This window comes from Nonomuraea terrae, assembly GCF_004348995.1.
GTDB classification, from domain to species: Bacteria; Actinomycetota; Actinomycetes; order Streptosporangiales; family Streptosporangiaceae; genus Nonomuraea; species Nonomuraea terrae.
This window is the reverse complement of sequence record NZ_SMKQ01000267.1, coordinates 1-10,575: the sequence shown is the minus strand read 5'-3', so window position 1 is coordinate 10,575 and position 10,575 is coordinate 1. Positions and strand designations below refer to the sequence as shown.

General features: G+C 70.2%; 10 protein-coding genes. 5 read left to right on the top strand and 5 right to left on the bottom strand.

The window, feature by feature from the left end; genetic code table 11:
- Positions 1-567, bottom strand: a 567-nt coding sequence (locus tag E1286_RS42755) for a hypothetical protein (RefSeq protein WP_223190889.1), incomplete at its 3' end; no start/stop codon positions are given.
- A gap of 55 nt (positions 568-622) precedes the next feature.
- Positions 623-1,417, bottom strand: a complete 795-nt coding sequence (locus E1286_RS42750) for a universal stress protein (RefSeq protein WP_246075648.1) — start codon at positions 1,415-1,417, stop codon at positions 623-625.
- Between the two features lie 79 nt (positions 1,418-1,496).
- On the opposite strand from E1286_RS42750, the gene E1286_RS42745 reads away from it, so the two are divergent.
- Together E1286_RS42745 and E1286_RS42740 are read left to right on the top strand one after the other, a co-directional pair.
- Positions 1,497-1,799, top strand: a complete 303-nt coding sequence (locus tag E1286_RS42745) for a hypothetical protein (RefSeq protein ID WP_132622402.1) — start codon at positions 1,497-1,499, stop codon at positions 1,797-1,799.
- Between the two features lie 108 nt (positions 1,800-1,907).
- Positions 1,908-2,456 (top strand): phosphatase PAP2 family protein, encoded by a 549-nt coding sequence (locus E1286_RS42740; protein ID WP_132622400.1) that lies wholly within the window; start codon positions 1,908-1,910, stop codon positions 2,454-2,456.
- Here E1286_RS42740 and pip read toward each other — a convergent pair.
- The 3 genes from pip to mscL all read right to left on the bottom strand — a co-directional run bounded on the left by pip (position 2,410) and on the right by mscL (position 4,456).
- Entirely contained in the window at positions 2,410-3,381 is a 972-nt protein-coding gene (gene pip, locus E1286_RS42735; RefSeq protein ID WP_132622398.1) for a prolyl aminopeptidase, read from the bottom strand. The genes E1286_RS42740 and pip overlap by 47 nt on opposite strands.
- Positions 3,378-3,962 (bottom strand): hypothetical protein, encoded by a 585-nt coding sequence (locus tag E1286_RS42730; RefSeq protein WP_246075647.1) that lies wholly within the window; start codon positions 3,960-3,962, stop codon positions 3,378-3,380. The genes pip and E1286_RS42730 overlap by 4 nt, the downstream gene beginning before the upstream one ends.
- 74 nt (positions 3,963-4,036) lie before the next feature.
- Positions 4,037-4,456, bottom strand: a complete 420-nt coding sequence (gene mscL, locus E1286_RS42725; protein ID WP_132622396.1) for a large conductance mechanosensitive channel protein MscL — start codon at positions 4,454-4,456, stop codon at positions 4,037-4,039.
- Between the two features lie 213 nt (positions 4,457-4,669).
- On the opposite strand from mscL, the gene glgX reads away from it, so the two are divergent.
- The 3 genes from glgX to treZ all read left to right on the top strand — a co-directional run.
- Positions 4,670-6,763, top strand: coding sequence for a glycogen debranching protein GlgX (glgX, locus tag E1286_RS42720; RefSeq protein WP_132622394.1), 2,094 nt, complete (start codon positions 4,670-4,672; stop codon positions 6,761-6,763).
- Positions 6,756-8,885 (top strand): malto-oligosyltrehalose synthase, encoded by a 2,130-nt coding sequence (gene treY / locus E1286_RS42715; protein WP_132622392.1) that lies wholly within the window; start codon positions 6,756-6,758, stop codon positions 8,883-8,885. The genes glgX and treY overlap by 8 nt, the downstream gene beginning before the upstream one ends.
- Positions 8,875-10,575 (top strand): malto-oligosyltrehalose trehalohydrolase (gene treZ / locus E1286_RS42710; protein ID WP_132622390.1); only part of this gene is annotated, 1,701 nt, incomplete at its 3' end. The genes treY and treZ, both read left to right, overlap by 11 nt.

The following is a 10,575-nucleotide window of genomic DNA, read 5'->3' as shown; positions in this document are numbered from 1 at the left end:
CTCCACCACCGCCCCGAGCCCCACCGCGGCGTCCGCGGGCTCGGTCAGGGCGCGTCGCACGCCGTTGACGATCGTCTGCAGGCCGCGGCCCAGGCCGTCGCCGATCTCGGCCGCGATGCGCAGCCGCTCCTCGTCCACGGCCGCGGCGGCCAGCGCCAGGCGGGTGGCGTGCAGCTCGTCCACCCGCTCGACCAGCCGGATGAGCCCCGGCACGATCAGCGTCATCAGCACCGTGGTGATCGTCAGGTCGAGCGTGACGAGCACGTCGCCGCTCCGCGCGTACGCGATCACCGCCGCCCCCAGCACCACACCGGGGACGAGCGACCACAACCGGGTGACCAGCAGCGACCCGGCCAGGAAGCCCAGGATCACCACTGACGCCCCGGTCCCCACGCTCACCCAGACGACCAGCAGCGCCTGCGCCGCGAGCAGCCACCACCTCCGCGACCAGAGCGTGTACAGACACTGCACGGCGAACACGAGCAGCGCCGCCGTCGCCCCCGCCAGGACGTACACGCCGCACAGAGCGGCCAGCACCGCCACCACGATCACCCGCGCCACAACCACATCCCGCAGCCTAGGAGCATCCCAGCGAGCGACGGCCACCGGGAGACCGAGCGGGCTAGGAGAAGCCTCGGGGGAGGACGGCGACCGGGCGGTCGGAGGCTCGTAGCATCTTCATCGCCAGCTCGCCGAGGAAGACGCGGTGGGGCTCGGCGTCCTCGCTGGCGGCGCAGACCAGGAGCTCGCCGGGCAGCCACTCCACGTTCCGCATGGCGGCGACCACGTCGTGGCCCTCCGCGACGTCCGACTCGGCCTCGATGCCGGTCGTCTCCCACGCCAGCCGTACGGCCAGCGCGAGGTCGTCGCGCAGCCGGTCGGGGTCTTCCGTGCGCAGGTCGAGCGTGATGAGCCGGAGCGGCACGCCGAAGCGCAGCGCCGCCTGGGCGACCCGTTCGACGGCCTCGTCGCACTGCGGCCGGTGCACGTACGCGAGGGTGAGCCGGTCGTGCTCCTCGGGCGGCTCGTAGTCGGCGGGGGCGATCATGACGGCCTCCGACGAGCGGTGCAGCAGGTGGTCGGAGGTGGCGCCGATCGCGATGCGGCCGTGCTGCCCGCCGGACGCCGAGCCCACCACGATGAGGTCGGCCCTGATCCTGCTGGCCAGCACCGACAGCCCGCGCCCGGTGCCGCGGCTCTCGAACGTGAGGTAGCCGGCCGGCGTGGGCCCCAGCTCCTCGGCCGCGTGCGCCAGGTTGGCCTGCGCCTCGACCGCCAGCCCAGGGCTGCCGGGCGGGTAGATCGTCGCGACGGTCAGCTCGCCGCCGGTGAGCCGGGTGATCGACGCGCCGAGGGCGAGCGCGTCGCGCCCACCCCGGTCGTTCGCATACCCGACGATCACGTGCCCCCCGATCACGAAAGCCCTCTTACCCGCTCCGACCAGGGAATACGCGACCTTGATCCGAACGTTGTAAACCTTTGGAGGAGTAAAGAAAGTGAAGATCACCCTAGAGACCAAGTTCGTCGGGTCCCTCGGCCCGGTCACGCTGCTTGAAGCGGTCGAACAACTCCGTAAGCACGACCTGGCCTGCACCGTGGCCGCCGACACGGTCGAGCAGAAGGTCAGCCTCTTCTCCGACTGCGTGGAGCGCGGGTTCACGCCGCTCCGCAGCGAGATCATGGCGGCCTACTACGTGGCCGAGCGCGACGCCACCACAGAGGCGTTCGACCGGGGCCTCATCACCCGGGCCGAGCTGGAGACGAAGCACGCCGCGCTGGCGCGCCAGCTCCTCACCTGACCCACGTCTCCGGCCTTTCGGGCCGAGAATTTCCCTCTTTCGGTCGAGGCGTCTGACCGGCGATGTCCGTAAGGTCGTGTCCATTGATCATTAAGGGATTGGACACGTGTGTTTCAGGACATCGTCGGTTTCGCCCTCGGCACGCCCGAGTGGCTGCACACGCTCGCCGAGGTCGGCACGGATGGCGGGCTCTTCCTGTTCGCGGCGTTGTTCGCGGTGGCCGCGCTGCGGGCGTGGCGCGGCCCGGCGCGGGACCTGGCGCTGGTGGTGGCGGGCCCGGTCGGCATCACGCTGGCGTACCTCGTGAGCGAGGTCGTCAAGGTGTTCGTCAGGGAGGAGCGGCCGTGCCGGGGCGGGGTGGCGACGATCGCCGCCTGCCCGCCCTCGGCCGACTGGTCGTTCCCCAGCAACCATACGGTGATCGCCGCGGGCGCCGCGGCCACGCTCGTGCTGGCCTGGCGCGGCCTGGCCTGGCTGGTGTTCCCGCTGGCCGCCCTCATCGCGTTCTCGCGGGTGTTCATCGGCGTGCACTATCCGCATGACGTGGTCGCGGGGTTCCTGCTCGGCGTGGGACTCGCGCCGCTGTTCACGCTGCTGCTGGTGGGCGCCGTCACCCCTGCGGTACGTCTGGCGCGAACGCGTCTGTCGCCGCGATGAGCCGGTCGAGGATGCCGGGCTCGGAGTAGGCGTGCCCGGCGTCGTCGACCACGTGGAACTCCGCCTCCGGCCAGGCCTTGTGCAGGTCCCACGCGGTGGCCATGGGCGTGCAGGCGTCGTAGCGGCCCTGCACGATCACCGCCGGGATGTGCCGGATCTTCCCGGCGTCCTTGATCAGCTGGCCGGGCTCGAACCAGCCGCCGTGGGTGAAGTAGTGGTTCTCGATCCTGGCGAAGGCGATGGCCTTGTCCTCCTCGCCGAACTCCGCCACCCGCCCGGGATCGGGCAGCAGCGAGACGGTCGCGCCCTCCCACTGCGCCCACGCCCGCGCCGCCGCGAGCCTGGCCTCGTCGTCGGGGCCCTCCAGGCGCCGGTGGAAGGCCGCGATCAGGTCGTCGCGCTCCTCCGGCGGGATCGGCGCGACGTAGCGCTCCCACAGGTCCGGGAAGAGGTGACTCGCGCCCTCCTGGTAGAACCAGCGCAACTCCTGCGGGCGCAGGGTGAAGATGCCGCGCAGCACCAGCTCGGTCACCCGGCCGGGGTGGGTCTCGGCGTACGCGAGCGCCAGCGTGCTGCCCCATGACCCGCCGAGCACCTGCCAGCGCTCGATGCCGAGGTGTTCGCGCAGCCGTTCGATGTCGGCCACCAGGTGCCAGGTGGTGTTGGCGCTCAGGTCGGTGGCCGGGTCGGAGGCGTGCGGCCGGCTCCGGCCGCAGTTGCGCTGGTCGAACAGGACGATGCGGTAGAGCTCGGGGTTCCACTGGCGCCGGTGCTTGGGGTCGCACCCGCCGCCGGGGCCGCCGTGCAGCATGACGGCCGGCTTGCCGTGCGGATTGCCGCAGACCTCCCAGTAGACCTGGTTGCCGTCGCCGACGTCGAGCAGGCCGGAGTCGTACGGTTCGATCGGGGGATACAGGGTTCTCATACGGCCTGATCCTGCCAGGTGTGCCGATCGAGGAACCCCCGCCCGCCGGTCGCGTACTCGTGGAAGGCCTGCTGCACCTCGGCCAGCTCGGGCACCATCGCGCGGATGAGCGTGCCCTCCTTGTACTCCAGCTCGTAGCCCGGCGAGACCTGCAGGAAATGCCGGCCGAAGCTCACCAGCGCGACGAACGGGTTCTGCGGCGAGAGCGTGGCCAGCACGTCGTGCACCAGCCCGAGGTCGGGGTCGTGGACGATCATGCCGTCTCCCGTGTGCAGCTGCATGCCCTCGTAGACCCCCAACGGCGCCACGTTGTGCACGAGGTCGCGCTGCGGGTCGTAGCAGACCATGCCGTGGGCGCGGGCGACCGCGAAGACCTGCGCGGACATCTCGTCCATCGTGTCGAGGTCCATCGTCACCAGCACGTGCCCCGGGTAGAGCGTGACCTGCCCGGGCAGTTCCTTGGCGACGTCGGGCACGTCACCGCCGCCGGGCTCGGTCCGCTTGACCGCGAGGTACGTGGCACGGGCCCGGTCCCGGTCGATCGGCACCGGCTCGTCCCAGACCATCAACTCAACGCTCATCGGTCCATCTTGTCGGACTCGCCCTCATCCCATGCCAAGCGGCGGCCCGGACAGGGGCAGGCATCCGCAAACCGCTAGCTCGGCTTCTCCGAGTCGGGGACCAGGCGGGCCGTGCAGTTCGCGCACCGCCGCGCCTCGGCCGGGATCTCCGACAGGCATTCGGGGCACTGCTTGGTGGTGGCCTCCTTGTGGCGTTCGAGCAGGCCGACGAGCCGCGCCATCGGCGCCACGACCAGCCAGTACACGATGCCCGAGATGATCAGGAAGCTCAGCAGGTGGTTGAGGAAGTCGCCGTACCGGAAGCGGCTGCCGTTGACGGTGAACGAGTACGACGCGAAGTCCGGCTGCCGGCCTCCGGTGATCGCGCCGATCAGCGGTGTGATCAGGTCGGTGACGAACGCCTGCACCAGACCGCTGAACGTGGCGCCGACGATCACCGCGACCGCCAGCTCGACGACGTTGCCTCGAAGTAAGAATTGTTTGAAACCGCCCATGCCACCGCCAAGTAGCCGAGAACGGCGGCGGCAAACAGGACGGGTGCATGCTGGTGAGTGAGCCGTCTCCGATACCGCGCCGTCGGGGGCGGCTCACTCACGGGGAGTAATCGGACGCGGAGTGTGGAAAAGAACCATGGTGATCGGCCGGGGCCGGGGTTGTCGGGCAGAGCAGGGGAACGGAACATGGGGAGAGACCGCAAGGGAGCCTCGATGATCGAGATCTGGCCGGGAGACCCCTATCCGCTCGGGGCGACCTACGACGGCGCCGGCACCAACTTCTCGCTCTACGCCGAGGTCGCCGACAAGGTCGAGCTGTGCCTGTTCGACGAGCGGAACGTCGAGCGGCGGGTGCCGCTCACCGAGGTCGACGGGTTCATCTGGCACGGCTACCTGCCGGGCATCGGCCCCGGCCAGCGTTACGGCTACCGCGTTCACGGGCCGTACGACCCCGAGCGCGGCCTGCGCTGCAACCCGAACAAACTGCTCCTCGACCCGTACGCCATGGCCATCGAGGGCGACGTGCGATGGAACGAGGCGGTGTACGGCTACCGCTTCGGCCAGCCCGACACCAGGAACGACCTCGACTCGGCCCCGTACGTGCAGCGTTCGATCGTCATCAACCCGTTCTTCGGCTGGGGGCACGACCGGCCGCCCGCGACGCCGTACCACGACACCGTGATCTACGAGGCCCACGTGCGGGGGCTGACGATCAGCCACCCCAAGATCCCCCGTCACCTGCGCGGCACGTACGCGGCGCTCGGCCACCCCGAGATCCTCGACCACCTCACCAAGCTGGGCGTGACGGCGCTGGAGCTCATGCCGGTGCACCAGTTCGTCACCGACCACATCCTGGAGCAGCGCGGGCTGTCCAACTACTGGGGCTACAACTCGATCGGCTTCTTCGCGCCGCACAACCGCTACTCCAGCCAGGGGCAGCGTGGCGGGCAGGTGCTGGAGTTCAAGGCGATGGTGCGCTCGCTGCACGAGGCGGGCATCGAGGTCATCCTCGACGTCGTCTACAACCACACCGCCGAGGGCAACCACCTGGGGCCGACGCTGGGCTTCCGCGGCATCGACAACAGCAACTACTACCGGCTGGTCGAGAACGACCGGCGCTACTACGTCGACACCACCGGCACCGGCAACAGCCTGCTCATGCGCTCGCCGCACGTCCTTCAGATGATCATGGACTCGCTGCGCTACTGGGTCATCGAGATGCACGTCGACGGGTTCCGCTTCGACCTCGCCTCGACGCTGGCGCGCGAGCTGCACGAGGTCGACCGGCTGAGCGCGTTCTTCGACCTGGTGCAGCAGGACCCGGTGCTGTCGCAGGTCAAGCTCATCGCCGAGCCGTGGGACGTCGGCCCCGGCGGATACCAGGTGGGCAACTTCCCGTCGCGGTGGACGGAGTGGAACGGCCGCTACCGCGACACCATCCGCGACCTGTGGCGCGGCCAGCCGGCGACGCTGCCGGAGTTCGGCTCGCGGTTCACCGGGTCGAGCGACCTGTACAAGGACGACAGCCGCCGCCCCGCCGCCTCGATCAACTTCGTGACCTGCCACGACGGCTTCACCCTGCAGGACCTGGTCTCGTACAACACCAAGCACAACGAGGCCAACAAGGAGGGCAACCGCGACGGCACCGACGACAACCGGTCGTGGAACTGCGGCGACGAGGGCCCGGCGGACATCGCGGTCGAGTCGCTGCGCGAGCAGCAGAAGCGCAACTTCCTCACCACGCTGTTCCTCTCGCAGGGCGTGCCGATGCTCTCCCACGGCGACGAGCTGGGCCGCACGCAGAAGGGGAACAACAACGGCTACTGCCAGGACAACGAGCTGACCTGGGTCGACTGGTCCGACATACGGGAGAACTGGCTGCTGCTGGAGTTCACCCAGAGCCTGTCCCAGCTGCGCAAGAAGCACCCCGTCTTCCGGCGCAGGAGGTTCTTCTACGGCAAGCCCGTACGCGGGCTGAGCGACATCGCCTGGCTCACCCCGTCAGGGGAGGAGATGACCGACAGCGACTGGAACGTCGGCTACGCCAAGTCGCTGGCCGTCTTCCTCAACGGTGACGCGATCACCGAGCCCGACCGGCGCGGCCGGCCGATCAGGGACGACTCGTTCCTGCTGCTGTTCAACGCCCACCACGACACGATCAAGTTCACGATCCCGAAGGACTACGGCGAGATGTGGCACACCGAGATCGACACGGCCATGCCGATCCGGCTCGACGCCCGGATGGTGCGGGCGGGCGAGGGCACCGACGTGCCCGGCCGCAGCGTACGGGTGTTGCGCCGTGTCTAGGCCGGCCTCGACCTACCGGGTGCAGCTCACCCCCGACTTCGGCTTCGCGGAGGTGGCGGCGATCGCCGGCTACCTGCGCGACCTCGGCGTGACCCACGTCTACCTGTCGCCGGTGCTGCAGGCCGTGCCCGAGTCGCGCCACGGCTACGACGTCACCGACCACTCCAGGATCCGCGAGGAGTTCGGCGGCGCGAACGGCTTCAGGGAGATGGCGCAGCAGCTCGCCGCCCACGACCTGGGCATCGTGCTGGACATCGTGCCCAACCACATGAACACGGTCAACGCCCAGTTCTGGTCGGTGCTCAAGGAGGGGCCGGCCTCGCCGTACGCGCACTGGTTCGACATCGAGTGGGTCGACGGGAAGGTCGCGCTGCCCGTGCTGGGCGACGACGTCGAGCCCGTGGTCGACGGCGACGTGCTGCGCTACCACGAGCACGCCTTTCCCCACCCGGGCCATTACCGGCTGGTCGACTGGCGCGAGGGGCCCGGCTACCGGCGCTTCTTCGACGTATCGTCGCTGATCGGGTTGCGCGTGGAGGACCCGTCGGTCTTCTTCGCCACGCAGGAGGTGATCTTCTGGCTGCTCGACGAGGGGCTGGTCGACGGGGTGCGCGTCGACCATCCTGACGGGCTGGCCGATCCGCGCGGCTACCTGGAGCGGCTGCGGACGCGGGCGGGCGAGCGGTGGACGGTGGTGGAGAAGATCCTCATCGGGCCCGAGCGGCTGCCGGGCGACTGGGCGTGCGACGGGACGACCGGTTACGACGTGCTCAACCGGGTGAACGGCCTGTTCGTCGACCCTTCCGGCAAGGATCCACTAATCCAGATTTTTACGGATATGACGGGGCAGCCTGCCGAATACCGCCCCGTGATGGCGCAGTCCAAGCGCGACGTGCTCGACCTGTTCTTCGGCGCCGAGGTCGACCGGCTGGCCCGCGCCACCGCCTGCGACCCGGCCGCTGTGCGCGAGCTGCTCGCCGCGATGCCGGTCTACCGCGCGTATGTCGTGCCGGGGGAGCCGCCGCCCCCCGAGTCGGTGGAGATCGTCGAGATGGCCGCCGAGTCCTGCTCTCCCGCCGTCCAGCCGCTCGTCCGCCAGGTCCTGTACGGCTCCCCGGAGTCGATCGTGCGCTTCCAGCAGGCGTGCGGGCCCGTCATGGCCAAGGGCGTGGAGGACACCGCGCTCTACCGGTGGTTCCCGCTGGCCTGCCTCAACGAGGTGGGCGGGGAGCCGGACGCGTTCGGGGTGTCGGTGGAGGATTTCCACGACTTCTGCGCGGAGATGTCCCCGTACACGATGACCACGCTCTCCACCCACGACACCAAGCGGTCGGAGGACGTGCGGGCGCGGCTGTCGGTGTTGTCGGAGATGCCCGGGGAGTGGGCGGCGGCGGTGGCCGAATGGTCGGCGCAGGTCAGCTTCGACCCCCACCTCGACTACCTGGCCTGGCAGAACCTCATGGCCGCCTGGCCGATCTCGGCGGAACGCTTCACCGACTTCCTGCTCAAGGCCGCCCGCGAGGCCAAGACCGCCATCTCGTGGGTGAACCCCGACCCCGGCTACGAGCGGCGGCTGCGCGCCTTCGCCGAGGCGGCCGTGCGGCTGCCGATCGGCGGGTTCACCGAGCGGATCGAGCCGTACGCGATGTCCAACTCGCTCGGGGCCAAGCTCGTGCAGCTCATGATGCCCGGGGTGCCCGATGTGTACCAGGGCAACGAGACCACCGACTTCTCGCTGGTCGACCCGGACAACCGGCGGCCGGTGAGCTACCCGCGCAAGCCGGAGACCGCCTGGGACTCCGCCAAGCTGCTGGTCACCACGCAGGCGCTGCGGCTGCGCCGGCGGATCGGGGGTGCGGCCCCGTACACGCCGCTGCAGGCGGAGGGCGAGCGCTCGGAGCACGTGATCGCCTTCGCCCGCGGCGAGCGGCCGCAGGCGGTGGCCGTCGCCACCCGCCTGCCGGTACGCCTGGCCGCCACGGGCTGGGGGGCCACCACGCTGCCCCTGCCCCCGGGCGCCTGGCGCGACCTGCTCACCGGCGCGCTCGTCTCCGGGCGCACCCCCCTCGCGCATCTGCTCGGTCAATATCCGGTCGCACTGCTGGAGAGACATGATCTTTGAGGTCTGGGCCCCCAAGGCCACGGCGGTGGAAATCGACGTCCTCGGCGGACGGCGGGCGATGTCCCCCGGGGAAGGCGGCTGGTGGACGGCGGAGGTGGAGGACGCCGGACACGGCACCCGGTACGCCTTCCTGGTCGACGGCGACGGGCCGTACCCGGACCCGCGCTCGCGCCGGCAGCCCGAGGGGGTGTTCGGGCCGAGCGCCGTCTACGACCACGCCCGCTTCACCTGGTCCGACCACGACTGGAAGGGCCGCGACCTGCGCGGCGCGGTCATCTACGAGCTGCACATCGGGACGTTCACCACCGAGGGGACGTTCGCTGCGGCCATCGAGAAACTGCCCCATCTGGTGGAGCTCTCCGTCGACTTCGTGGAGGTCATGCCGGTCGCGCCGGTGCCGGGCGGGCGCAACTGGGGCTACGACGGCGTCGACCTGTACGCCGTCAACGAGACGTACGGCGGGCCCGACGGGCTCAAGTCGTTCGTGGACGCCTGCCACCGGGCCGGGATCGGGGTCATCCTCGACGTCGTCTACAACCACCTGGGGCCGTCGGGGAACTTCCTGCGGCCGTTCGGGCCGTACTTCGCGGGGTTCGAGGGGAGTTTCTGGGGCGAGGCGGTCAACCTCGACGGGCCCGACTCCGACGAGGTGCGGCGTTACTTCATCGGCAACGCGCTGCAGTGGCTGCGGGACTACCACATCGACGGGTTGCGGCTCGACGCCGTGCACGCGCTGCACGACCGGCGGGCCACGCACCTGCTCGCCGAGCTGGCCGAGGAGGTGGACGTCCTCGCCTGCTCCGTCGGCCGGCCGCTGTCGCTGATCGCCGAGTCCGACCTCAACGACCCGCGCATGGTGCGCTCCCTCGACGCCGGCGGCCTCGGCATGACCGCGCAGTGGAACGACGACGTCCACCACGCCCTGCACTGCGCCGTCAGCGGCGAGAGCCACGGCTACTACCGCGATTTCGCCCAGCTGTCGGTGCTGGCCAAGGTGCTGACGCACGGGGTGGTGCACGACGGCTCCTATTCGAGCTTCCGCTCCAGGACGCACGGCGCGCCCTTCGCTGGAGTGCCAGGGCACCGGCTGGTGGCCTGCCTGCAGAACCACGACCAGATCGGCAACCGCCCGGCGGGCGACCGGCTGCCGATCCCGGCGCTCAAACTGGGCGCCGGGCTGCTGCTGACCTCGCCGTTCACGCCGATGCTGTTCATGGGGGAGGAGTGGGGGGCGGGCTCGCCGTTCCTGTTCTTCTCCGACCACGTGGAGCCGCACCTTCGGGATACGGAGGGGGCGCGGCGGCAGCACGAGTTCGACGGCTTCGGGTACGTCTGGGAGGCGCCCAACCCGTCCGACGAGGAGTCATTCCTGCGCTCCAAGCTCGACTGGAGCGAGGTCAAGGAGGAGGCGCACTGGTCGCTGCTGTGCTGGTACCGCGACCTGATCGCACTCCGCAAGGCGCTGCCCGAGCTGTCGGACCCGCGGCTGGACCGGGTGCGGGTCGAGCTGGACCCGCTCGGGAAGTGGCTGCTGATGTGGCGCGGCTCGATCGCGGTGACCGTGAACTTCTCCCTGGAATCCGTGACCCTCCCCCTGCCGGCGGGCACGATCCTCCTCGCCTCGGACGACCCCGTCACCTCAGACGGAGCCGGCCTGCGCCTCCCCGCCCAATCCCTCGCCATCACCCGC